Origin of the sequence: Exiguobacterium artemiae 255-15 (assembly GCF_000019905.1) — a bacterium.
Taxonomy (GTDB): domain Bacteria; phylum Bacillota; class Bacilli; order Exiguobacteriales; family Exiguobacteriaceae; genus Exiguobacterium_A; species Exiguobacterium_A artemiae.
Genome location: NC_010556.1, coordinates 2,689,261 through 2,712,534, shown reverse-complemented (window position 1 = coordinate 2,712,534; position 23,274 = coordinate 2,689,261). Strand labels below are relative to the sequence as shown.

At 49.7% G+C, this 23,274-nt stretch carries 20 protein-coding genes and 3 riboswitches; of the genes, 14 read left to right on the top strand and 6 right to left on the bottom strand.

Features of this window, described 5'->3' with window-relative positions:
- Positions 1 to 354 precede the first annotated feature (354 nt).
- Positions 355 to 1,719, top strand: coding sequence for a transcription termination factor Rho (gene rho, locus EXIG_RS13840; RefSeq protein WP_012371589.1), 1,365 nt, complete (start codon positions 355 to 357; stop codon positions 1,717 to 1,719).
- A 97-nt stretch (positions 1,720 to 1,816) separates the two neighbouring features.
- A complete protein-coding gene (locus EXIG_RS13835; protein ID WP_012371588.1) occupies positions 1,817 to 2,062 on the top strand; it encodes a type B 50S ribosomal protein L31 in 246 nt (81 codons plus the stop codon).
- Between the two features lie 35 nt (positions 2,063 to 2,097).
- On the opposite strand, the gene EXIG_RS13830 is transcribed toward EXIG_RS13835, so the two are convergent.
- Positions 2,098 to 2,748: a DedA family protein gene (locus tag EXIG_RS13830; RefSeq protein ID WP_012371587.1), complete on the bottom strand. Its 651-nt coding sequence runs from the start codon at positions 2,746 to 2,748 to the stop codon at positions 2,098 to 2,100.
- Positions 2,749 to 2,925: 177 nt separating this feature from the next.
- Between EXIG_RS13830 and EXIG_RS13825 the strand changes: the two genes are divergently transcribed.
- Positions 2,926 to 3,546 (top strand): thymidine kinase, encoded by a 621-nt coding sequence (locus tag EXIG_RS13825; RefSeq protein ID WP_012371586.1) that lies wholly within the window; start codon positions 2,926 to 2,928, stop codon positions 3,544 to 3,546.
- A 63-nt stretch (positions 3,547 to 3,609) separates the two neighbouring features.
- Here the strand turns inward: EXIG_RS13825 and EXIG_RS13820 are convergent, their stop codons facing one another.
- Positions 3,610 to 4,368, bottom strand: a complete 759-nt coding sequence (locus tag EXIG_RS13820; RefSeq protein ID WP_041261745.1) for an alpha/beta hydrolase — start codon at positions 4,366 to 4,368, stop codon at positions 3,610 to 3,612.
- A 62-nt stretch (positions 4,369 to 4,430) separates the two neighbouring features.
- A riboswitch (SAM riboswitch) is annotated at positions 4,431 to 4,534 on the bottom strand.
- A 248-nt stretch (positions 4,535 to 4,782) separates the two neighbouring features.
- Positions 4,783 to 4,886: riboswitch (SAM riboswitch) on the top strand.
- 85 nt (positions 4,887 to 4,971) lie between these two features.
- Between EXIG_RS13820 and EXIG_RS13815 the strand changes: the two genes are divergently transcribed.
- The 9 genes from EXIG_RS13815 (at position 4,972) to EXIG_RS13775 (ending at position 15,264) form a co-directional block, all read left to right on the top strand.
- Positions 4,972 to 6,003 carry a methionine ABC transporter ATP-binding protein gene (locus EXIG_RS13815; protein WP_012371584.1) on the top strand — a complete coding sequence of 344 codons (1,032 nt, stop codon included), beginning with the start codon at positions 4,972 to 4,974 and terminating at the stop codon, positions 6,001 to 6,003.
- Positions 5,993 to 6,643, top strand: a complete 651-nt coding sequence (locus EXIG_RS13810; RefSeq protein ID WP_012371583.1) for a methionine ABC transporter permease — start codon at positions 5,993 to 5,995, stop codon at positions 6,641 to 6,643. The genes EXIG_RS13815 and EXIG_RS13810 overlap by 11 nt, the downstream gene beginning before the upstream one ends.
- Before the next feature lie 36 nt (positions 6,644 to 6,679).
- Positions 6,680 to 7,501 (top strand): MetQ/NlpA family ABC transporter substrate-binding protein, encoded by an 822-nt coding sequence (locus EXIG_RS13805; protein WP_012371582.1) that lies wholly within the window; start codon positions 6,680 to 6,682, stop codon positions 7,499 to 7,501.
- A 27-nt stretch (positions 7,502 to 7,528) separates the two neighbouring features.
- Positions 7,529 to 8,740, top strand: a complete 1,212-nt coding sequence (locus EXIG_RS13800; RefSeq protein WP_012371581.1) for a M20 family metallopeptidase — start codon at positions 7,529 to 7,531, stop codon at positions 8,738 to 8,740.
- Positions 8,741 to 8,897: 157 nt separating this feature from the next.
- A riboswitch (FMN riboswitch) is annotated at positions 8,898 to 9,042 on the top strand.
- 155 nt (positions 9,043 to 9,197) lie between these two features.
- Positions 9,198 to 10,244, top strand: a complete 1,047-nt coding sequence (gene ribD / locus EXIG_RS13795) for a bifunctional diaminohydroxyphosphoribosylaminopyrimidine deaminase/5-amino-6-(5-phosphoribosylamino)uracil reductase RibD (RefSeq protein WP_012371580.1) — start codon at positions 9,198 to 9,200, stop codon at positions 10,242 to 10,244.
- A complete protein-coding gene (ribE, locus tag EXIG_RS13790) occupies positions 10,229 to 10,858 on the top strand; it encodes a riboflavin synthase (RefSeq protein ID WP_012371579.1) in 630 nt (209 codons plus the stop codon). Before ribD ends, ribE begins: the two co-directional genes overlap by 16 nt.
- The gene (locus tag EXIG_RS13785; RefSeq protein ID WP_012371578.1) at positions 10,855 to 12,039 is read left to right on the top strand and encodes a bifunctional 3,4-dihydroxy-2-butanone-4-phosphate synthase/GTP cyclohydrolase II; all 1,185 of its coding nucleotides are present in this window, start codon (positions 10,855 to 10,857) and stop codon (positions 12,037 to 12,039) included. The genes ribE and EXIG_RS13785 overlap by 4 nt, the downstream gene beginning before the upstream one ends.
- 1 nt (position 12,040) lies before the next feature.
- Positions 12,041 to 12,499 (top strand): 6,7-dimethyl-8-ribityllumazine synthase, encoded by a 459-nt coding sequence (ribH, locus tag EXIG_RS13780; protein WP_012371577.1) that lies wholly within the window; start codon positions 12,041 to 12,043, stop codon positions 12,497 to 12,499.
- Positions 12,500 to 12,627: 128 nt separating this feature from the next.
- Entirely contained in the window at positions 12,628 to 15,264 is a 2,637-nt protein-coding gene (locus EXIG_RS13775) for a putative bifunctional diguanylate cyclase/phosphodiesterase (protein ID WP_012371576.1), read from the top strand.
- Positions 15,265 to 15,322: 58 nt separating this feature from the next.
- On the opposite strand, the gene EXIG_RS13770 is transcribed toward EXIG_RS13775, so the two are convergent.
- Both EXIG_RS13770 and EXIG_RS13765 read right to left on the bottom strand, forming a co-directional pair.
- The gene (locus tag EXIG_RS13770; protein ID WP_012371575.1) at positions 15,323 to 15,961 is read right to left on the bottom strand and encodes a DUF4352 domain-containing protein; all 639 of its coding nucleotides are present in this window, start codon (positions 15,959 to 15,961) and stop codon (positions 15,323 to 15,325) included.
- Between the two features lie 10 nt (positions 15,962 to 15,971).
- On the bottom strand, positions 15,972 to 17,273 hold the full coding sequence (locus tag EXIG_RS13765; RefSeq protein WP_376778101.1) for an alkaline phosphatase: 1,302 nt from the start codon (positions 17,271 to 17,273) through the stop codon (positions 15,972 to 15,974).
- A 311-nt stretch (positions 17,274 to 17,584) separates the two neighbouring features.
- Here EXIG_RS13765 and EXIG_RS13760 point away from each other — a divergent pair, with 311 nt between their 5' ends.
- The gene (locus EXIG_RS13760) at positions 17,585 to 18,394 is read left to right on the top strand and encodes a DUF6612 family protein (protein ID WP_012371573.1); all 810 of its coding nucleotides are present in this window, start codon (positions 17,585 to 17,587) and stop codon (positions 18,392 to 18,394) included.
- Between the two features lie 192 nt (positions 18,395 to 18,586).
- Positions 18,587 to 19,945 carry an alanine/glycine:cation symporter family protein gene (locus tag EXIG_RS13755; protein WP_012371572.1) on the top strand — a complete coding sequence of 453 codons (1,359 nt, stop codon included), beginning with the start codon at positions 18,587 to 18,589 and terminating at the stop codon, positions 19,943 to 19,945.
- Positions 19,946 to 20,004: 59 nt separating this feature from the next.
- On the opposite strand, the gene treC is transcribed toward EXIG_RS13755, so the two are convergent.
- Positions 20,005 to 21,648: an alpha,alpha-phosphotrehalase gene (treC, locus tag EXIG_RS13750; RefSeq protein ID WP_012371571.1), complete on the bottom strand. Its 1,644-nt coding sequence runs from the start codon at positions 21,646 to 21,648 to the stop codon at positions 20,005 to 20,007.
- A 23-nt stretch (positions 21,649 to 21,671) separates the two neighbouring features.
- Entirely contained in the window at positions 21,672 to 23,111 is a 1,440-nt protein-coding gene (treP, locus tag EXIG_RS13745; RefSeq protein ID WP_012371570.1) for a PTS system trehalose-specific EIIBC component, read from the bottom strand.
- Positions 23,112 to 23,274: the final 163 nt, after the last annotated feature.

Here is a 23,274-nt window from a genome sequence, read left to right as displayed (position 1 = left end):
ATCCTCCATGTCATTTTAAAGTAGTTTTGAAAACCGAGTTATATGATGTATCTTATTAAGTGTTTGTTTAAGCAGTATGCCTTACAACTGTGTAAGTTTTTCTCTGCACGATTATCTTAGCATGCGGATACATGAAAACGTTTTTTCAGTTCCGCTACAAAACATGACGTTTTTGTAACATAATTGCAATAATATACTCGAATATTACAAAGAAGAAATTCCCATTTCTTAAATCACGACGAAATGGATGAAATGTGATACCTTTAATTCACGAAGAATCTGCAACATGATCCTTTGCACCATGAAGAAGACATCCTTTGCTCCTGAATTTATACGAAGAATAGGTGAATGCATATGCCAACTGAAAAAACTGACAAACCAGAACGTTCCTATACACTTGCTCAATTAAGTAACCTGACATTAAAAGATTTATATGAAATCGCCAAAACAAAAAACGTACCACAGTACCGTGAGGCTCGTAAGCGCGAATTGATGTTCAAGATTCTTAAAGCGCAGGCAGAATCCACCGGTCTTTATTTCCTCGAGGGGGTACTCGAAGTCATCCCCGGAAACCCACAAATGCAAAATGACGGCGGCTTCGGCTTCCTTCGTCCTATCAACTACTCGCAATCCTCTGAAGACATCTATATCGCCGCTTCACAAATCCGCCGCTTTAATCTCCGTAACGGAGACGTCGTGACTGGGAAAGTTCGTCCGCCAAAAGAAAATGAACGGTTCCAAGGCTTATTAAGTGTGGAAGCCGTCAATGGAGAAGCGCCGGATACAGCCCGGAACCGTCTGTTCTTCCCGGCATTGACACCAATCTATCCGGATCGTTTGATGCGCCTTGAGACAGAACCACGCCATTTGTCGGTCCGGGTGATGGATATGATTGCGCCGGTCGGCTTTGGTCAGCGCGGTCTGATCGTCGCGCCGCCAAAAGCAGGTAAGACTTCTCTATTAAAAGAAATCGCGAACTCAATCCAAGTTAACCATCCGGATGTTGAACTGATTATTCTATTGATCGACGAACGGCCGGAAGAAGTGACGGATATCGAACGTTCCGTCCCGGGCGCAGATGTCGTCAGTTCGACATTTGACGAAACACCGGACAATCACGTCCGGATTTCAGAACTTGTGTTGGAACGGGCAATGCGTCTCGTCGAACATAAAAAAGATGTCGTCATTTTAATGGATTCGATTACGCGTTTGACACGGGCTTATAACCTTACTGTGCCGCAAAGTGGACGAACATTGTCCGGCGGGATTGACCCGGCAGCTTTCCACAAGCCGAAACGCTTTTTCGGTGCCGCACGGAACATCGAACACGGCGGCAGCCTGACGATTCTTGCGACTGCTCTTGTCGAGACCGGTTCACGGATGGATGATGTCATCTATGAAGAGTTTAAAGGGACGGGGAACATGGAACTGCATCTGGACCGGAAATTATCCGAGCGCCGGATCTTCCCGGCGATTGATATTCGGAAATCCGGAACACGGAAAGAAGAGTTGCTGTTACCGAAGGAACAACTGGATGCCTTATGGACGATCCGCCGGACGATGAACGAGTCCAATGAGTTCGTCGACAGCTTTTTACGCAAGATCCGGGATACAAAAAATAACGAAGAATTTTTCGTTGAACTGGAGAAAGAAAAGAAGAAACCCGTCCGGCGTGCGCCTGTGAAGCCACGTGTGACGAAAACCGACACAACGACTTGAAAATAGGTATTGCGGGGCATGAAAAAATCGTTTAGTATAGGAAGGTAACTTACTCTGGCTCAGCAAATGAACCAGGGCGGAAGGAGAGAAAACAACCATGAAACAAGGAATTCACCCAAACTACAACAAAGTTGTATTTATGGACTCAACTACTGAGTACAAATTCTTGACTGGTTCTACACGTTCTTCGAACGAGACAATCACTTGGGAAGATGGAAACGAGTACCCACTCATCCGTGTGGATGTGTCTTCGGACTCGCACCCATTCTACACTGGTCGTCAAAAGTTCAACGCTGCAGACGGTCGTGTCGATCGCTTCAACAAAAAATACGGCCGCAAGTAATTGCGACTTCAGTATTAAAAAACAGCCTGTCTCCATCACTGGAGCAGGCTGTTTTTGTATAGGCTGAATTTTGCACGATACGTCAGGTACGTTTTCAGAACGAAAGACAGGCCGATTGCACCGGCAGCACCGACCAGGTAAGGGAGTGTATCCGGATTGTTCGCGAAATGTTCGAGCAGTAGACTGAAGGAAAAATGACGCCCTAAAAAATATCCGGCTCCTAAAAAAACACTGATCCAAATGAGAGCACCTGTATACGCATAGGTGGCGAAGATCCGGAACGGCATTTTCGAGACACCGGCAAAAAAGGCGGACAACTGCCGAAGACCCGGTATGTAGTAACCGATGATTAGAACGGTTTTTCCGTAACGTAAAAATCCGGCTTCGGCTTTAAAGATATGTTTTTCAGAAATCCGTAATTTCGGAGCCATTCGATGCAGTAACGGCATTCCGAGCTTCAAACCGAGCACGTAGCTGATCGTCATACCGATACAACTGCCGGCATAGGCGGCAAGAATCGTTCCGACGAGCGGTAAATCACCGTGATGCATCCAAAATCCTGACATGACGAGTAACGTCTCGTCCGGAACCGGAAGACCGACGATTCCACCGGCCAGAAGAATTGCGAGTCCGAACGCTCCATATTGGTGGAGGACTTCGTGTAATATGTGATGAATCGGAGTCACCTTCCTTCAAAGAAACTTCTCTTTCAGTGTACAGGAAATACATACCAGTTGAAATGAGAAGATGAAGAAAGTGGCGAATTTGGCAAGGGTTTTTGATTTTTAGAAGTCAATCCTTTTTCTCAATTTAGATTCGGGCTATACTCGTTAAAGTGACTAATTTAGAGGACGGTGTTTACGATGATGCATGTGATCAATCAATATGGTTGGATTGAAGTGATTTGCGGAAGTATGTTTTCCGGCAAGTCGGAAGAACTGATCCGTCGTGTCAGACGGGCACAGTATGGAAAGTTACCGGTTCAAGTGTTCAAGCCGGCAATCGATGACCGGTATCATGAGGAACACGTCGTGTCGCACGTCGGCAATTCGGTCATCGCGATTCCGATGGCGACGAGCCGTGATGTCTATGCAGCAGTGGCGGAAGAGACGCAAATCGTCGCAATTGACGAAGTTCAATTTTTTGACGATGAGATTGTCGCCGTCATCGAAGCACTGGCTCAAGATGGCAAACGCGTCATTTGTGCAGGCCTCGATCAAGATTTTCGGGCAGAACCATTCGGCAAGATGCCTGAATTATTGGCACGCGCAGAATTCGTGACAAAACTTCAGGCGATTTGTCTGTCGTGCGGCGATCCGGCATCGCGGACCCAACGATTGATTGACGGAAAACCGGCCAACTACAATGATCCGATCATTCTGGTCGGGGCATCTGAGTCCTATGAACCACGTTGCCGCCATTGCCATCAAGTACCGGGAAAACCACAACCGTTGCAGGAATGGAAAAAGCAGCAGCACAATTAAGAAATGTAAAAAAGCGAACGATTCCCGGCAGTCAGACCGAAGAATCGTTCGCTTTTTTTGAAATCAACCGGTCTGTGTCAACCGGCTGAACTGTTCGACGAACTGAAGTGTTTCGCGGACGATCGTCTTTTGGTCGTGATCAAGCGTTGCGACGTGATAGGAGTCAAGCAGACAGTAACTGCGCTTATCCGCCGCACCGATCGTCCGGTACAAATAATCGGAACAGACCGGCGGCACGACATGATCCTCGGCAGAATATAAAATAAGTGTCGGAATTTGAATTGCCGCAAGGGCTGACCGTGTCTCCTTAATCAGTCGTAACAGTTCCGAAGCGCAGACAGCGGGGACGAAATCATAGATGATTTCAAAAGCCGACTGTTTAATATCAGGCGCACTTTCCGGCAGATAGACCGGACAATCGGTGAACGATAAGGCTTCATAGGCAGGGACGGACAAGGCGGCATTGATGGTGATGATTCCTGCGACCGGGAGACCTTCAGCGGCAAGTGACAGGGCAAGTGTCGCCCCCATCGATTGGCCGACGATGAAGACGGATTCGCACCGACCAGCCAATTGTTCGAAGCCGTCACGGACACTCTGCTTCCAGTCATCGGCCGTCGTTGCTTCGAATTCCCGCAGATCCGTCCCGTGCCCGTGCAGGCGGGGCGCATAGACGGAAAAACCGTGTGCGGCGAACTGTTCTCCTACAGCCCGAACACTTTGCGGCGTTGCATTAAAACCGTGACAGAGCAAAATGCCGACGGATCCGCGTCCTAGGGAAAAGGCTTCGGCACCCGGTATAACAGGATAAATCATACTCATCATCTCGTCCTCCATTTCAAAAATAAAAACCCGTTTGGCTTTGGACGCAAACGAGTTTCTCGTGTGTATCATCCAAAGCAACTGCTTTGCTGGTCGGAGCACCTTGCCGATCGGCAGGTTGCCGTGGAGTCCTAGAGCCAGGTCTCTCGTCCACTCTTGATATATCGTATAGGAATTGTCGGATTAATCATTGAGAAGATGATAGCATTGACGGAAAGGGATTGTCAAACTCTCTTTAATGGCATCAAAACTTATGCAAGGATCCGGTTTGTCCCGGGAAAGCAATCGATATGGGTCATATGGTTTATTTTTGAAAATATGGTTGACCTTTAAAAGATCTTTCTGTAGTGTAAAAATTAGTTTTACGACATAAGTTCAATCGGCAACAACACACATATGAATTTCATACCGCAACACTTATCCAGAGAGGTGGAGGGACTGGCCCTACGAAACCTCGGCAACAGACTCATTATGAGCACTGTGCCAATTCCATCAGACAATTGTCTGAGAGATGAGTCGAGTGGATTCTGCCATTGTGCGGATCCAGGTCTCTTCTTGTTTCTTAAGAAGAGACCTTTTTTGTATTTTGAAGGGGGAAAAGTGGTGATTACATTCAAAAATGTAAAAAAAATCTATGAAACAAATGATCAATCGATCGCTGCGCTGAATGGAGTGGATCTTGAAATCCGAAAAGGCGAAATCTTCGGCGTCATCGGTTTCAGCGGAGCCGGGAAAAGTTCCTTATTACGTTGCGTCAACCTGCTTGAACGGCCGACATCCGGCAGTGTGACGGTCGATGGACAAGATTTGACGACACTGTCGGCGAAGCAATTACGGGAAGCGAAGCAACACATCGGGATGATCTTTCAGCACTTCAACCTGCTGGATTCGAATACAGTGTTTGCGAATGTCGCAAAACCCCTTGTCTTAAAAGGTGTCAAAAAAGACGAGGTCGAGCGGCGGGTCACGGAACTGCTCGAGTTCGTCGACCTGGCAGATAAAGCCGATCATTATCCGGATCAGTTATCGGGCGGTCAGAAACAACGGGTCGGCATCGCCCGGGCACTCGCCACCCAGCCGTCGGTCCTGTTGTGTGACGAAGCGACTTCCGCCCTCGATCCGCAGACGACCCAACACATACTGCGTCTGCTGAAGCAAATCAATCAGGAATACGGCATCACAATTTTACTGATTACCCATGAGATGGGGGTCATCCGCGAGATTTGTGACCGGGTCGCCGTCATCGAAGCCGGTCAGCTGATTGAATCGGGGACCGTGTTCGACGTCTTCTCAAATCCGCAGACGGCGACGGCGAAAAACTTCGTCCGCTCCGTCATGCAGGATGAGATTCCGGCCTCGGTTCAAAAAGTCATCGACCAACGGGATGCCGGCCATCACATCTACAAAATCAACTTCCTCGGGGCAGGGACGGGACAACCGCTCTTATCGCAGGTCGCAAAACGCTTTGATGTCGATCTCAACATCCTGCACGGCAGCATTACGGAACTGCAAAACATCCCGTTCGGCAGTCTGCTCGTTGAACTGATTGGGGACGCGGCAGAAATCAAGCGGGCACTACAATATATCGATCAATCGGATGTCATCGTCGAGGAGGTGCTCGCAGATGCTAGTTAATTACACGGACATCTGGACTGCTTTTCTGCAGACGTTGACGATGGTTGGACTGTCATTACTCTTTTCGACATTGATTGGTTTACCGCTCGGGATTCTGCTTGTCGTGACACGCAAAGGAGCGTTGCTCGAACAAATTCCGTTCTTCAATGTCCTAAGCGGCATCGTCAATATCTTCCGGTCCGTTCCGTTCATCATTCTGCTCGTGGCAATCATTCCGCTGACCCGTTTAATTGTCGGATCGTCAATCGGAACACAGGCGGCAATCGTTCCGCTCGTCTTTTACGCGGCACCGTACATTGCCCGCCTGATCGAAAGTTCGTTGCTTGAAGTCGATACCGGTGTCCTTGAGGCAGCGGAAGCGATGGGGGCGACACCGTTGCAGACGATTTTCCGTTTTCTGTTGCCGGAAGCGTTCAGCTCGCTTGTTCTGAACCTGACGATTGCGACGATTGGTTTGATCGGCGCATCAGCAATGGCCGGGGCGATTGGTGGCGGTGGACTTGGTGACTTGGCGATTACTTACGGTTACCAACGGTTTGATACGACGGTCATGATCATCACGGTCGGAATTCTCGTCATCTTGGTTCAAGGGTTACAGACGACAGGCAATCTGTTAGCACGAAAAATTCGGAGACACTAAACAACTACAAATAGAGAAAAAAGGGAGAGATGAAAGATGAAAAAAGGTTTAGCGATTGGTGCAGCATTAACGACGGTATTGTTTGCGGGATGTGCCGCTTCCGGAGAAGAAGATCAAAAGACGGTCAAGCTCGGAGTCAGCGGTTCTGATACACAAGTCTGGGAATACGTCGCGAAAAAAGCGAAGAAAGAGGGCATCACGATTGAACTCGTCAAGTTCTCCGACTACGTCCAGCCGAACCTCGCCCTGGCGGAAGGGGAGATTGATGCGAACTCCTTCCAGACGGTCTCTTACTTTAACGCCTTCAAAAAAGAACATAAGTTAAAACTGTCGCCGATTGCGACGACGGTCATCGCGCCGATGGGGATTTATTCGGATAAGGTCAAGGACGTCAAAGACATTCCGGTTGGCGGAAAGATTGCCGTTCCGAACGAAGCGACGAACATGGGTCGGGCATTGCTGTTGCTGCAGGAAGCCGGCTTGATTAAATTGCCGGACGACTTTGACGGCAACGGCTCCGTCGATAAAATCGTCGAGAATCCGAAAAAACTGAAGATTGTCCCGGTCGTGGCCGGTCAGACACCACGCGTGCTGCCGGATGTCTCAGCCTCGATCATCAATAATGGAATCGCCGTCGATGCCGGCTTTAACCCGATCAAGGATTCGATTTTCCATGAAAACGAGACGGCCAAACCCTACATCAACATCATCGCGACCCGGACAGAAGACAAAGATAAAAAGACGCTCAAGAAAATCGCCTCGCTGTACCAGCAGGATGACGTCGCCGCCTTCATCAAAAAAGAGTACAAAGGCAGCACGATTCCAACGTTCGTCCCTCTCAGCGATATCGGAGAATAACCAAAAACCAAAAGGAGCGTGACCCAAATGACGATTCAGACGATACGGGAAAACCTGACACAAACGATTGAACAGGATATTGAACAAAAACGCGAGTCGTATCTCGAGACAAGCCACCGGATTCATGCGACACCCGAGATTGGGAACGAGGAATATTTTGCGTCACGTCATCATGCGGAACGGCTGACGGCGGAAGGATTTACAGTCGAACTTGGTGTCGCGGGACATGAGACGGCATTCCTCGCCCGGAAAGTTTCGGATAAACCGGGAGCGACGATCGCTTTTCTCGCTGAATATGACGCGTTACCGGGGATTGGTCATGCGTGCGGGCACAACATCATCGGCACGACGAGTGTCGCGGCAGCGATTGCGCTCAGCAAGGTCATTGATGAGGTCGGCGGCAGTGTCGTCGTCCTCGGGACACCGGCGGAAGAGGGCGGACCAAACGGCAGTGCGAAGGGCAGTTTCGTCAAACATGATCTGCTGACAGGGATTGACGCGGCTTTGATGGTTCATCCATCTGGACAGACCCGGATCACCGGTTCGTCGCTTGCCGTCGATCCGCTCGATTTTGCCTTCACCGGCAAACCGGCACACGCGGCGGCTTCACCGGAAGAAGGGATCAATGCGCTTGACGCCGTCATTCAATTGTTTAACGGGATCAACGCGTTACGGCAACAGTTGCCGAGTGATATCCGGATTCACGGCATCATTACGGATGGCGGAGATGCGCCGAACATCATTCCCGAGTACGCGAAGGCCCGCTTCTTTATCCGGGCGACGACACGCGAACGGCTGAACGCGGTGACGAAGAAAGTCAAAGCGGTTGCCGAAGGGGCGGCCCTTGCGACCGGAGCGACGCTTGAGGTCATTGCCTTCCAAAATGAGGTCGATAACCTCCTGTTCAACCGGACGTTTGACGAGATTTTCCGGGAAGAAGCGACGGCACTTGGAGAAGATGTCAAGACCGATGAACGACCGGGACTCGGCTCGACCGATGCCGGAAATATCAGTCAAGTCCTGCCGACGATTCATCCGTATATCAAGATCGGAGCTGATGATTTAGTGGCGCATACCGAAAGTTTCCGGGAGGCGGCAAAATCGGAACAGGGCGACGAAGCCTTGATTACGGGAGCCAAAATTCTGGCGCGGACGGGATTACGTCTGCTGACGGATGATTCGTTGCTTGGCACGGTCAAACAGGAGTTTCACGACCGGAAAAACGGATACTTGGCGTAACCGGAACAGATAGAAGTATGGACTTCCCCACCGGATCTTTTCATGATGACAGGTCGGGGAATCCATACTTTTTTTTTCGGCCTCGCGAAAAAGAATACAAGTTCTTTTTTGTATTTTAAAATAACCTGTGCTAGTCTTGACCTGTACAACTGAATAACCAGTTCTTCGGGGTAGGGTGAAAATCCCAACCGGCGGTGATGCGATTTTTAAATCGACGAGCCCGCGACCCATAGTGTACGCACTATGGCTGACTTGGTGTGATTCCAGGGCCGACGGTAAAGTCCGGATGGGAGAAGAACGAAAAAATGTGCTTGAAACCATTTTCTGAAAAAATCTGTTCGGAAAAAGGTCTATTTCTGTATGCTTTTAACAGAAAACAAGACGTTTCTTTCGTGACCCTTCAATCATGACGCCCTGCAAATGCAGCGGCGTCTTTTCTTTTGAAAGGAGCGAAAATATGAATAATCGAATGCATCAGGCGATGCAATTGGCACGGATGTTAGACGGACAAACCAGTCCGAATCCGAGTGTCGGTTGTGTCATTACGAAACATGGAAAAGTGTTTGGCTTCGGCGCCCACCGGTTTGCGGGTGGGCCGCATGCGGAAGTCGAAGCGTTAAACATGGCAGGAGAGGCGGCGCGTGGTGCCGATCTCTACGTGACGCTCGAGCCGTGTAACCATCATGGAAAGACACCCCCCTGTACGGAAGCGATTTTAGCTGCCGGCATCAAGCGGGTGTTCGTCGCGACCGAAGACCGTCATGCGATCGTCGCCGGACAAGGCATCAAGCGCCTGCGCGACGCGGGACTGACGGTCGAAGTCGGACTGCTCGAAGACGAAGCCGTTCGCTTTTATACACCGTTTTGGCAAAGTCTCAAGCGTAACCGCCCTAACGTCACCGTCAAAGTCGCACAAAGTTTAAACGGAATCGTCACGACAGGTGAACAACGCTTTATCACGTCACTTGCAGCACGAGAAGCTGGACGTGAGCTGCGGGCGACACACGATGCCATTCTCGTCGGAAGTGAGACGGTATTGGTCGATGATCCCGCGTTGACATTACGGACGGAAGCAGGACCGGAACCGATCCGGATCGTCGTCGACCGGCGCGGACGTTTGCCGGAAACGGCCCAAATTTTCCGCGACGGCCTCAATACGACATACTGGCTGACGGAACAACCGCGTGTCTCCGCTCAATCGAACGTCACGGCTCTCGTCGGCACGTATGCGACGCCGGAGCAGATTTTAGAGACGCTCTATGCACAAGGCATTCACAGTGTATTGATTGAAGGCGGACCGACGATTCAGTCGGCGTTTTTAGAAGCCGACCTTGTCGACCGTCTTGAGGTCTATCAAGCGCCATCCGTTCTAAAGGGAATGCCGGGATTAGCAAGTGCTGTCGAAATCGAAGACCGGTTTGACTTAACGGCTGTCGCACCAATCGGGCAGGATGTGCATCTGCGCTACGCGCGGAAAGGAGACGGATCATGTTCACAGGATTGATTGAAGAAGTCGGAACGCTCAAACGAAAAGTTCCGCGACCGAATGGTCTGGCGCTTGAAATTGAAGCGCGACATGTACTCGAAGGAACAAAAATCGGTGACAGTATCGCGGTTGACGGGATTTGTTTGACGGTCACGGCGATGACTTCGACGGCTTTTACGGCAGATGCCGTGCACGAAACGATTCGGGCGACGTCTCTTCAGACCTTACGGGTCGGCACACCGGTTCAACTCGAACGGGCGATGCCGGCAGACGGACGGTTTGGCGGTCATTTCGTCAGCGGACATATCGACGGAACGGCTCGGTTCTTAAGCCGGCGCCCGGACGGTGAAGCGATGGAATACCGGTTTGAGACCGGTGACTGGCGTAAGTATTGTATTCCGAAAGGTTCGATTGCGATTAACGGAACGAGCCTGACGATTCAGCACATCGAGACAAACAGTCTGACCATCTCGTTGATTCCGCATTCGCGGCAGGTGACGACGTTTGACCGGTTGCAAAGCGGATCGCTCGTCAATATCGAGTGTGATTTAATGGCAAAACATCTGTATCACTTTACGCAGCAGGAACAAAAGACGGATTGGTCGGCATTTTTAGGAGGCGGAGCAGGATGAACGGATTTGATCTTGTAGAAGAAGCGGTGGAAGACTTAAAACACGGACGTCCGATCATCGTCTGTGATGATGAAAATCGGGAAAATGAAGGAGATCTGATCCTCCTCGCGGAACATGCGACACCGGAACAGATCAACTTTATGATCACGTACGGGAAAGGACTTGTCTGTGTCCCGGTCAGCCCGCAACTTGCAGCACGCCTTGAGCTGAACCCGATGACGGATGTCAATACCGATCCGCACGGGACGGCATTTACGATCAGCATTGATCATGAAGACGCGATGACCGGCATCAGTGCCGCGGAACGTGCTTTGACGATTCAACGGATGCTGACGGACGGGCCTAAACAATTCAAACGTCCCGGTCATATCTTCCCTTTGATTGCAAAAGAGGGCGGCGTTCGCGAACGACGCGGTCATACGGAAGCCGGTGTCGATTTGGCCCGTCTTGCGGGAAGTGCTGAAGCAACCGTCATTTGCGAAATTATTCTCGAGGACGGAACGATGGCCCGTGTGGATGATTTGCTGACGTATAAAGAAGTCCACGGGCTGAAGATGATTACGATCGATGCGCTTGTTGCCTATCTTGAACGTCCGGTCCGACGGGAAGCGGACGTCCTGCTTCCGGCGGTGCATGGCGCATTCCGGATGCTCGGTTATACGACGCCCGATCAAAAAGAGCATGTGACCGTTTTATCAGGAGAGCCGGAAGACGGGATGCTCGTTCGGCTGCATTCCGAGTGTCTGACGGGAGATGTCTTCGGTTCTAAACGGTGTGATTGCGGTCCACAACTCGACGCGGCACTGGAACGGATTGGTCAGGAAGGCGGAGCCGTTCTTTACTTGCGGCAGGAAGGACGCGGCATCGGTTTGATGGCAAAACTGAAAGCCTATGAGTTGCAGGAACAGGGGCTCGATACGGTCGAAGCAAATCATGCGCTCGGCTATGCGACAGACTTACGCAATTATTCCGTTGCCGCCGCTATGTTGCACGATTTGGGAGTCACGAAAATCCGTCTGATGACAAATAATCCTGAAAAACAGCAGGCGTTGGAAAACGAAGGGATCACAGTGCTTGAACGGGTTCCGCTTGAAATTGCGGCGGTTCCGGAAAACAAACAGTATCTGCAGACGAAACAAACGAAACTCGGGCATTTGCTCGACATCCAAGGAGGAAACTAACATGGTATTCGAAGGATTTTTAACAGGTGAAGGACTGCGCGTCGCGATCGTCGCAGCACGATTCAATGAATTGATCACATCAAAATTAGTCGGTGGAGCGAACGATGCGTTCCGTCGCCACGGCGTCGCGGCGGACGCTGTCGACACGGCGTGGGTACCGGGAGCGTTCGAGATTCCACTCGTCGCGGAAAAGCTTGCGAAAAGCGGGAACTATGACGCTGTCATCACACTCGGGGCCGTCATCCGCGGCGCGACATCACATTATGATTATGTTTGCAACGAAGTCGCGAAAGGGGTCGCCGGCGCCTCACGGGAAACAGGCGTGCCGATTATCTTTGGTGTTCTGACGACGGATTCGATCGAGCAGGCTGTCGAACGTGCGGGAACAAAAGCCGGTAACAAAGGATATGAAGCGGCGGTTTCTGCGATTGAAATGGCCAACTTACTGCGCACCATTTAATGAGATAACTGAGTCTTGAGACCTGTTTCTTCACGGAACAGGTCTCTTTTTTCTTGATGGCGCAGGACTTCGCTGACATCATCCCTAATCAAAAGAGAAAGACTGTTCGCAAAGGGAGGAAACAATCCATGGGTGGTGTGAATAAATCGTATTATCTGCCTGGAATCGTCGGATTCATTGCGGGATATTATATTTGGCTCCTTGTTTTTAATCAGCAATCAGAATGGGTGTCTTGGGGAAGTAACTTATTCTCGATTTTCGGCTGTCTGTTCGCGACCATCCTGTTGGTTCGGGCGCAACGAGATCCGAATCAGCAGGAAGGGCGGTTTTTTCTGTACCTGGCCTGCGGGATTGGCAGTTATCTGATTGCGGAAATCATCTGGTTGACCTATGAAAACATCCTGCAAGTCGACGTACCGTTTCCCGGTGTATCAGATATTTTTTATGTTTTGCAGTCTGTTTTCTTTTTAATCGCCTTCATTCATTTAATTCACCGGCACGTTACGAAAAATCGGTTGCTCAGCTTTATTTTTGATATTGCCATCGTCATGACGGTGGCGGTCACGTACAGTTGGTATTTCCTGATCCGGCCGTTGTTTGATACACCGTTCGCATCGAACGCCGAGGTGATGTTAGCCTTTGCTTATCCGTTGTGCGACATCGTTTTGTTATTTTGTATGATCAGTATTTATTATCTGTTCGAGAAAAAAGAGTGGTACGAACGGCGGCGCTTGTTTCAGTTTCTATTTGCCGGACTGTTACTTCAGGTTGGAGCGGACACGTTATTTGTCTATATGACGACCGTCAGTGGAGACAATGCGATCCGGTTGATTGACCCGTTATTCATCCTTGGATTACTGATGATCGGTGTCTCGGGGCATATCGTTAGTCCGGTAGATTCAAAAGAAGACAGACAGTCGAAACAACGGATAAAAGTGCAGGTCGGAAAGTTATTTTTACCGTATTTACTGGTTATTCTGCTGTTTTTGACGATGGCTTTCTATGCGCGTCGGGACGAAGCCTTAAACGGGTTGATGATTGGTTGTGCTGTCACGATTCTTCTGATTTTAGTCCGCCAGATTCTGATGATTTTAAGTCACCAGGAACTGATTCAGGAAATTCATGAAAAGGCGGATGAGCTGGAAGTCAGTGAAGAACGCTACAAGTCGTTGTTCACGTACCATCCGGATGCCGTCTATTCCCTTGATCTGAAAGGACGGATTGAGAGCGCGAATCCGTCTTTTGAAAAATTAACGGAGCAGCATGCGGAAGAGTTAGTCGGTAAAACGTATCGTCAGTTCACGACATGGCAACAGACGTCGACAGACAAGGCGACAGCACAGCAATTTGAAACTATTTTCCAAAAATCCGGCGGTCCGGATGTGTTGCTGAACGTAACCAACATTCCGATTCGCGTCCGGGACCGGTTCGTCGGAATGTACGGGATTGGTCAGGATATCACGACAATTAGGGAAAATGAATTAAAGATTCGCCGGCTTGCCTATTATGATCATTTGACCGGTGCCATCAACCGGACTTACTTTGAAGAAGTGTTGCACCATTTAATCGAAACGGAACAAGCCGATGAGACGATCGTCCTCTGTTTCATTGATCTCGACGACTTTAAACTCGTCAATGATTCGTTTGGTCACCATGTCGGGGATCAGTTACTGATTCAAGTGGCAAAACGCCTCCAAGAAGCCGCCGAACCGGACGATCTCGTTGCCCGGCAAGGAGGAGACGAGTTTACTGTCATCCTGCGGAATGTCACGTCGGATGATCAGGCGAGATGCCGTACGGCCCGTCTGCTGGATGATTTAAAACGAACGTATGCGATTGAAGGAATCGAATTGATTTCCAATCCAAGTATTGGAGCGGTCAGCTGCCGGCGGACGTCGGAAAAACATGTCGTGACGTTATTGAAGCAGGCCGATCTTGCGATGTATCAGGCGAAAACGGGTGGCGGCAAATCTATTATCTTCTTTGAAGATATTGCCGAAAAAGCGTCCTACCGCTTGCGACTCGAGTCGGAGCTGCCGATTGCTATCGAAACCAATCAGTTGATTTTACATTATCAGCCGCAAGTCGATACGGTCACGTACAAGATGGTCGGCGTTGAAGGACTGATCCGCTGGAATCATCCGGAACTCGGAATGATTACACCAAACGATTTTATTCCGATGGCGGAAGAAGCCGGGATGATTATCCGGCTCGGGGAATGGGTCTTGCGCGAAGGATTTTTACAGGCAAAACAGTGGCAGGATGACGGTCTGAACTTAAAAGTCGGACTCAATGTTTCGATGCAACAGTTTCATCATCCGACGTTCGTCCTGACGTTGATTCGGCTGATCGAAGAAACAAAAGTCGATCCGACCCGGATTGATCTTGAAATCACGGAAGTCTCAGCCGTTGAAGACATCGAAGAGACCGTCTTGACGATGAATCGTCTGAAGGACCTCGGCTTCACGATTTCGATTGATGATTTCGGAACCGGTTACTCGTCCTTATCGCGGTTGGCGGATTTCCCGATCGACACATTAAAGATTCCGCGTGAGTTCGTCGAAAAAATCCAGCCGGCAACGACCGGTTACTCGATGATTTCGTCCATCATTCACTTAGCGAAGTCGCTTCATCTTGAAGTCATCGCCGAAGGTGTCGAGACACTTGAACAGGTCAACGTCCTGAACCGGTTGGAATGCTCGCGGATGCAAGGGTATTACTTTGGCCGGCCGATGCCGGCAGAACAAATCCCGGCTCTTTACTAAAAAAGAAGACGATCCTTTCCGGTAAAACAGGAAGGGATCGTCTTTTGGTCTTTTAGCATTATAAGCGCAAAGAAAGGGACGAACCTTTTCCAAGGACATCACGTTTCGTACTCAGGACGTCACTCGTCAACCAGTCGACGTAGGAGAGCGGTTGTTCGAGGATGAATCCGAAGTTTCCGCTCCGTGTTTCATCCGGAGCATAGGTTGCAGCGAGCGACTCAAGATAGATATCATCCTCGATCGTCTTCTCGATCTTGGTATCGAGTTTAAAGTGAGCGACGGGATTAAATGTGACCGGCTCATTACCCGTATTCGTAATCGTTACCCGTGTCTTGACGAGATCAAAGGATTCGTCATGGGTGAAACCGTGAAAGAAGTCAATCATCCCGTAACTCGGACGGGCATGGAATACTTTGACTTCTTCGACTTTCATCCTGATCGGTCCGATCGTACGTGTTACATCCGGACGGACAAACTGTTTTAATGTCAATTCACCTTTGTCATCGGCAATTGATGCGTCGACTTTCGTCAGTTTCCGGTCATCCGGTAATTGCGGATTCGGGACGTAAGCGGCTGTTTTTTCAATCGATACCTGCTCCTGTTTTGGAAGGGACACCGGTTGTTTTGCCTCTTGGACCGGATTCCCGCAACCGGAAAGAATCGTTCCGAGCGTCAGGAGAACAACTAATTGTTTCATGAAAGACTCCTTATTTCTTTGACTTCAGCAAGTCGAATATGATTTTGGCGTGATCCGTATTATCGACTTGTCCGGCGAATCGTTCCTTCGCGGGACCGAAGGCATAGACCGGAACATCCTCCCCGGTATGTCCGCCTGTCGTCCAGCCGGTATGTGACCGTTCATTAAAGATCGCTTCGATGGCATTATCGATATCAAGCAGTTTCTGCGACTCCGCTGCACGAATGACGGATCCGATTTCGTCTTCCGTCAAGGCAAGTTTCTTTTGGTCGATATACGTCGTCAACGTCTGACGGACATCCGCTCCGTTGATAATTTTTTCCGCCATGAAGTCCGGTGTCTTTTTCGCCGCTTTGATAGGCTCGGCGAACCAGTTATAAATTCCGTCCGCGCCGATTGAATAACCGCCGGTCGAATGATCGGCCGTCGCGACGACGAGTGTATGCTTGTCTTTTTTCGCGAAAGCAATTGCCGCTTTAAAGGCGCGTTCGAAGTCTTCCATTTCGCTCATCGCTCCGACGATGTCATTGTCATGACCGGCCCAGTCGATCTGACTGCCTTCGACCATCAGGAAAAAGCCTTTTTTGTTGGAATCAAGACGTTTGATGGCGGAGTTCGTCATCTTCTCAAGGGACGGAACCGTGTTTTCACGGTCGATGCGCTTCGGCAGTCCGCCGTCTGCAAACAGACCGAGGACCTGCTTGTTTTGATCTGTCTGCAGTTGATCCAGATTCGTGACGTAACTGTAGCCGTCTTTTTTAAACGACTTCGTCAAGTCGACGTCCGGTCGGACGAAGTTGGATTTTCCGCCACCGAGGAGGACATCAATCTTATGATTACCGTTGACCCGTTCCTTAAAGTAATCGTCGGCAATTGCATTCATATTTTTCCGGTTCTCATCGTGTGCGCCGAACGAAGCCGGCGTTGCGTGCGTGATTTCCGATGTTGCGACGAGACCCGTGGATTTTCCGCGTTCTTTCGCTGCTTCGAGAACCGTCTTAACTTCCGATTTATCATTGTCGACCGCAATCGCCGCATTGTATGTTTTGACGCCGGATGACATCGCCGTCGCGGCAGAAGCGGAGTCCGTGACGTTTTGTTGCGGATCTTCCGGATACGTCATCTGTTGTCCGACGAGATACTGATCGAACGCCGTTTTTTCGGCCAGTGGCGTCGAAGGGTCATTCTTTAAGTAACGATGGGCTGATGTATACGAGACGCCCATCCCGTCTCCGATCAGGAAGATGACGTTCCGGATTTCCGGTGATTTCGCGTGCTTCGTTTTTGCTTCGGCATCGTTCATCGAGACCATCGTGCTTAAGGAAAGGGTCGATAAAGCTAGGACAGGAATGATTCGTTTCAAGGTCATGAATGGTTCCTCCTTCAGGAAAATGAGTACGGTTCAGATCTACAGGACTAACTCTAGCGTTGGAGTGTAAAACGCACATTTGACCGATGTAAAGTTTTGTTAAGAATCATCAAAGAAACTTTACGTTTGGCAAAGGGACGTTCAGTTTGATGAGTAAAAAAGAGTCAGAACGGTAATAGTATAAGAAATGGTTTTGAAACATTTTCCAGTGATAAGTCGTAAATAAAGATAATCAATTTCAAGGAGGAATGACGATGAAGAAGACAAGGTGGATGACAGTCGGTCTCCTCACGGCGACAATTGGGCTGGCAGGATGTAATGACCAGACGATAGAAGATGGTCAAGGAGAGACTGGATCGAAACAGCTTTCGAATACGGAGTTGCTGAAAAAAGCATCCAGTGCCCAAGAGAACATCAAGTCGTTTCATATGGACAGTGACATGACGTCTGAAATTGGCGGAATGCCGATGAGTCAGAAGGTTTCGGCAGACATTATCCAAAAACCAATAACGATGTATCAGAAAATGACGATGAAAAATGCTGAAGATGGCACTGACGTAGACACAGAATTGTATTTAGTCGATGACAAAATGTATATATCACAAGCCGGGCAATGGTTAGTTCAAGATACAGCAGAACTAGGGGATATGTTGAAAAACATGGAGACATCAGCCTCAACTGAACAAAGCCTGAAGTTGCTCAAAAAATATAAAGATAATTGGACGATGAAAAAAGAGGGCGATGTCTATCAAATTGATGTTGATCTAAAGGGCGATCAACTAAAAGCGTTCATGAAGGATTCGCTCGAACAGTCGGGACAACTTGCGCAGATGAAAGATGTCATGGATCAAGTCGATTATAAAAAGATGGAATACTCGATGACGTATGATGCGAAAACGTATTATCCAAAAACATTGGATATGGAAATGGCGTTCGAGATTCAAGAAGGAACAGAGTTTACAATGAAAAACGAATCAACGTTCTCGAAATTCAATGATATTAAATCAATTGAGTTGCCGAAAGAAGCTAAAAATGCACAGGAATTGCCGAACGGTAATCAATAAAAAATCTGATTTACCTAAAGAAGCAATCGTCTCCCGGATTACTCCGGACGGATGATTGCTTTTTAATGAGCAGTAAAAAAAATATAAGAATATAAGAGAACAATCGTCTGCACAAAAAATTAATCATTGACAGTTATCTGTAAATTCTGAAAAAATAGAAAAGTACATAATAGATTGAAGGAGGGGATTAGAATGGGAACATCGTTCAGTGATTGGATTGGTGCGGTATCGGATTTCGTCTGGGGTCCGCCGTTGCTCATCTTTTTGGTCGGTACGGGGATTTACTTGACGATACGACTCGGATTCATTCAGATCACCAAACTTCCGTATGCCTTGAAACTGGCATTCTCGAAACATCAGGACGATACGTCGGAAGGGGACATCAGCCATTTTCAAGCTTTAATGACGGCACTCGCAGCGACGGTCGGTACGGGGAATATCGTCGGAGTTGCGACAGCCGTCGTCCTCGGGGGACCGGGCGCGATCGTCTGGATGTGGTTATCCGGATTGTTCGGGATGGCGACGAAATATGCCGAGGCGATTCTTGCCGTCAAGTACCGGGTCGTTGATGAGAAAGGACAGATGGCCGGGGGGCCGATGTACTATCTCGAGCGGGGATTAAAACAAAAATGGCTCGGCGTGTTGTTTGCCGCGTTCGCGTCGCTCGCCGCCTTCGGAATCGGAAACGGTGTTCAGACCAACTCGGTTGCGCTGGCGATGAAATCAACGTTCGACGTGCCGTTGTATGTAACGGGGATTGTCCTGATGGTGGCGACGGGGGTCGTCATTCTCGGTGGGGTCAAATCAATCGGGAGAGTCGTCAGTTACTTTGTACCGTTCATGATTTTCTTTTATGTCGGAAGCGGACTCCTCATCATGGTCATGAACTTTGATCTGATTCCTGGAGCACTCGCGACGATCTTCAGCAGTACGTTCTCGAACGAAGCGATTACGGGTGGTGCCATTGGTGCCGCAATTCGTTACGGGGTCGCCCGCGGAGTCTTCTCGAATGAAGCGGGTCTCGGTTCTGCACCTATTGCCGCCGCTGCTGCGAAAACGGATTTTCCGGGACGGCAGGCACTCGTCTCGATGACACAGGTTTTCCTTGATACACTTGTCGTCTGTTCGATGACCGGATTGACGCTCGTCATGGGTGGTCAACTTGATAAAAAGCTCGAAGGGGTCGAATTGACGACCGCCAGCTTTGAAGTGTTCCTTGGACCGGCCGGGAAGTATATCGTGACAATTGGTCTTGTCATGTTCGCCTTCTCGACCGTCCTCGGATGGTCCTACTACGGAGAAAAATCGATCTATTACCTGTTTGGTCAAAAGTCGATTTTACCGTACCGGGTTCTGTTTGTTCTCGTCGCGGGACTTGGGGCGATGACGACGAACTTGAATATGGTCTGGGCGATTTCCGATGTTTTCAACGGACTGATGGCCATTCCGAACTTGATCGGTTTGATTGGTCTGTCCGGTGTCGTCATTGCGGAAACAAGGCTGTTCCGCGAACAGCTGAAACGGGAGGAAGCTAACCGGCGCGTATCCTAAAGATCACTGCATGTAAGAAAAACCCCGCATTCTCATTGAGAGTGCGGGGTTTTGTGTAGTCAGACCGTCCGGTACAGCATGACGGATTCGTATGGCCGTAAGATAAGCTGTCCGGATTTCTCTGAAACCTCCGGATAGTTCTGAATCAATACCTGATAGTCGAGCCACTCGTCCGGTAACGTGAACGGACGGTCCGTGCCGTAAAAGTTCGACAGGACGAGAAGTTGTTCGTCGTCGGTCGCCCGTTCGTACGCCCAAAGCGAGAGATCGTCCGGTGTCAGAAGCCGGTAACTTCCGTTCGTCAAGACGTCATACTGTTTGCGCAGGTGAATCAGCTGCTTGTAATGATAGAAGACCGAGTCCGGGTCGGCGAGAGCCGCTTCGACATTGATCGAGGTATGGTTTTCAGGAACCGGAATCCACGGTGTCGCTGTCGAGAAACCGGCGTGCGGTGAAGCGTCCCACTGCATCGGTGTCCGGGCATTATCGCGGGATTTCTGACGGATGGCTGCCAAAATGTCTGCTTCCGTCTCCCTAAGCGCCGCTTTTTCGGTATACGCGTTCAGTGTCTCGACATCCCGGTAATCGGTCAGATCCGTGAAGTCCGGATTCGGTGTACCGATTTCCTCGCCCTGATAGATGTACGGTGTTCCTTGCAAACCGTGCAACGTCGTCGCGAGCATCTTCGCACTTTCGACCCGGTAAACCGTATCGTCCCCAAACCGGCTGACGACACGGGGCTGATCATGATTACACCAGAAAATCGCATTCCAGGCATTTCCCTGCATTCCGACCTGCCAGTCGGAGATAATCCGTTTCAGTTCCAGGAAATCGAACGGCGCCGCCGTCCATTTCTCCCCGTTCGGATAATCGACTTTCAGATGATGGAAGTTGAACGTCATCTTCAGCTCCTGCTCATTCAGATTCGAATAACGGAGGCAATGATCGAGTGTCGTCGACGACATCTCGCCGACGGTCATTAAATCATGACCGGCAAAGACGCGTTGATTCATCTCCTGCAGATAGTCATGGACACGTGGACCGTCCGTGTAGTGTTTCCGTCCGTCACCGGTCGGGTCATTGGCGAAACTGTCGTCTTTTGAAATCAAGTTGATGACATCGAGCCGGAAACCGCGGACACCTTTATCACGCCAGAAGCACATCATCTGATAGACAGCTTCCCGGAGTGCCGGGTTTTCCCAGTTGAGATCGGCCTGAGTTTCGTCAAACAGATGCAGGTAATACTTGCCGGCCACCTCGTCAAACGACCAGGCAGGTCCGCCGAATTTCGATACCCAATCCGTCGGTTCGTCCCGCCAGATGAAGTAGTCGTGGTAGGGGCTGTCCGGATGTCGTCCTTGCCGGAACCACTCGTGATCGGTCGAACAGTGATTGACGACGATATCCATCATGACGGATAACTGGCGTTTACCGGCTTCCGCAATCAATTGATCGAAGTCTGTCATCGTGCCGTAAGACGGATCAATCGCATAATAGTCACTGACGTCATAGCCGTTGTCGCGCTGTGGTGACGCGTAGACCGGCGTCAGCCAAAGATAATCGACGCCGAGCTCCGCCAAGTAATCGAGTTTTGCGGTCACGCCGCGTAAAGTGCCGGTCGGTTTGCCTTCCGGACTGTAAAAACTTTTTGGATAGATTTGATAGACGGCGGATTTACGCCAGTCGGTTGTCATAAGGGTCATATCAGGTCACACCTTTCTAAAACTTAAGCTGCCTCTTTGAGTGCCGCTTTGCGGGCACGTTTGGTCGAGACATAATGGAACAGGAACGTACAGACGATCGGAACGATGATCGCGATAACCATTCCGATGATGAACGACAGAATCGATCCCGGAACAATCGAGATGAACGCCGGAAGACCACCGACACCGATCGCCGGTGCGAGTACACCGCTGACTGCGATGAACGAGGAAGCAATCGCGGATCCGACAAGTGCCGCATAAAACGGATACTTGAACCGGAGATTGACCCCGAACATGGCAGGTTCTGTAATCCCGAAGTAAGCCGAGATGGCAGAAGTTGATGCCATGTTTTTATCGTTGACGTTTTTCGCAAGGAACAACATCGCAAGTGTCGCTGATCCTTGGGCGATATTCGAAATCGCAATCATCGGCCAGATGAATGTTGTCCCGCTTTGACCGATCAATTGCAGATCGACCGCGATGAACATATGGTGCATCCCCGTAATGACGAGTGGGGCGTAAAGCGCACCAAACAATAGAGCGCCGAGCAATGGAACAGCTTCAAATGTATTAACGACGCCGATCGTAATCCAGTCCCCGATTTGGCGCGTGACCGGACCGATGACGGCAAGGGCAAGAAAACCTGTTAACGTAATCGTCGTAATCGGAACGACAAGGAGTTGAATCGCATTTGGAACACGATTTTTCAACCAACGTTCGATTGTACTTAAGACGTAAGCGGCAGCGAGGACAGGTAAAATCTGTCCTTGATAGCCGACTTTTTCGATTTCGAATAAGCCGAGGATATTGAATGTCGGAATGTCGCCTTTGAGGGCACTTTGTCCATAATTCCAGGCATTGAGAAGATCCGGATGGACGAGCATCAGTCCCATGACAATCCCGAGGATTTCACTGCCACCAAAGCGTTTCGTAGCGGACCAGCCGACCAGGGCCGGCAGGAAGACGAAGGCTGTGTTCGCCATCATGTTGATGAGATCCCATAAGCCCTGCAGGTTCGGATACCGTTCGATCATCGTCTTGCCGCCAAACTCGATGCCGAAAAGATTGTTAATTCCCATTAACAGTCCGGCGACGATGATGGCCGGGATGATCGGCATGAAGACATCAGAAAAGACTTTGATCAATTTTTGGAACGGATTCATTTTCGAAGCACCGGACGATTTAACGTCGGCGATCGTCGTTGCCTGTAAGCCGGTCAATTGAATGAATTCAGCGTACACACGGTCGACGTCACCTGCGCCGATGACGATTTGATAGACACCCGCATTCAGGAAAGCGCCTTTGACGAGCGGGACTTCAAGCAATGCTTCCTGCTCGACGAGACTTTGATCTTTCAGTGTTAAACGAAGGCGGGTGACACAGTGGGCTGCCTGCTCGACGTTATCTTTGCCACCGATTCGTTCGATAATCTGTTCTGCAATTTGCCGATAGTTGGGTTTCATCTCACATTCTCCTTTTGGATTGAACTGAAGACTTCTTTTGAAATGAAAACGTTTTCTTATATGCGCACACTCATCTTAACTTATCTATATAAGTTAAGTCAACAACTTATATAGATAAGTTGGAGAGCGGTTTAATTCCATTAAAAAAGACCGACTCGAAAGC

What these genes read in the sequence shown, in the direction of transcription:
- EXIG_RS13785 (WP_012371578.1), top strand. Translation starts at nt 10,855, where the DNA reads ATGAACGGATTTGATCTTGTAGAAGAAGCGGTGGAAGACTTAAAACAC.
- EXIG_RS13820 (WP_041261745.1), bottom strand. Translation starts at nt 4,368, where the DNA reads ATGAGTATGATTTATCCTGTTATACCGGGTGCCGAAGCCTTTTCCCTA.
- EXIG_RS13755 (WP_012371572.1), top strand. Translation starts at nt 18,587, where the DNA reads ATGGGAACATCGTTCAGTGATTGGATTGGTGCGGTATCGGATTTCGTC.
- EXIG_RS13810 (WP_012371583.1), top strand. Translation starts at nt 5,993, where the DNA reads ATGCTAGTTAATTACACGGACATCTGGACTGCTTTTCTGCAGACGTTG.
- EXIG_RS13770 (WP_012371575.1), bottom strand. Translation starts at nt 15,961, where the DNA reads ATGAAACAATTAGTTGTTCTCCTGACGCTCGGAACGATTCTTTCCGGT.
- ribH (WP_012371577.1), top strand. Translation starts at nt 12,041, where the DNA reads ATGGTATTCGAAGGATTTTTAACAGGTGAAGGACTGCGCGTCGCGATC.
- EXIG_RS13825 (WP_012371586.1), top strand. Translation starts at nt 2,926, where the DNA reads ATGATGCATGTGATCAATCAATATGGTTGGATTGAAGTGATTTGCGGA.
- EXIG_RS13765 (WP_376778101.1), bottom strand. Translation starts at nt 17,273, where the DNA reads ATGGTCTCGATGAACGATGCCGAAGCAAAAACGAAGCACGCGAAATCA.
- treC (WP_012371571.1), bottom strand. Translation starts at nt 21,648, where the DNA reads ATGACCCTTATGACAACCGACTGGCGTAAATCCGCCGTCTATCAAATC.
- ribD (WP_012371580.1), top strand. Translation starts at nt 9,198, where the DNA reads ATGAATAATCGAATGCATCAGGCGATGCAATTGGCACGGATGTTAGAC.
- treP (WP_012371570.1), bottom strand. Translation starts at nt 23,111, where the DNA reads ATGAAACCCAACTATCGGCAAATTGCAGAACAGATTATCGAACGAATC.
- ribE (WP_012371579.1), top strand. Translation starts at nt 10,229, where the DNA reads ATGTTCACAGGATTGATTGAAGAAGTCGGAACGCTCAAACGAAAAGTT.
- EXIG_RS13805 (WP_012371582.1), top strand. Translation starts at nt 6,680, where the DNA reads ATGAAAAAAGGTTTAGCGATTGGTGCAGCATTAACGACGGTATTGTTT.
- EXIG_RS13760 (WP_012371573.1), top strand. Translation starts at nt 17,585, where the DNA reads ATGAAGAAGACAAGGTGGATGACAGTCGGTCTCCTCACGGCGACAATT.
- rho (WP_012371589.1), top strand. Translation starts at nt 355, where the DNA reads ATGCCAACTGAAAAAACTGACAAACCAGAACGTTCCTATACACTTGCT.
- EXIG_RS13775 (WP_012371576.1), top strand. Translation starts at nt 12,628, where the DNA reads ATGGGTGGTGTGAATAAATCGTATTATCTGCCTGGAATCGTCGGATTC.
- EXIG_RS13800 (WP_012371581.1), top strand. Translation starts at nt 7,529, where the DNA reads ATGACGATTCAGACGATACGGGAAAACCTGACACAAACGATTGAACAG.
- EXIG_RS13835 (WP_012371588.1), top strand. Translation starts at nt 1,817, where the DNA reads ATGAAACAAGGAATTCACCCAAACTACAACAAAGTTGTATTTATGGAC.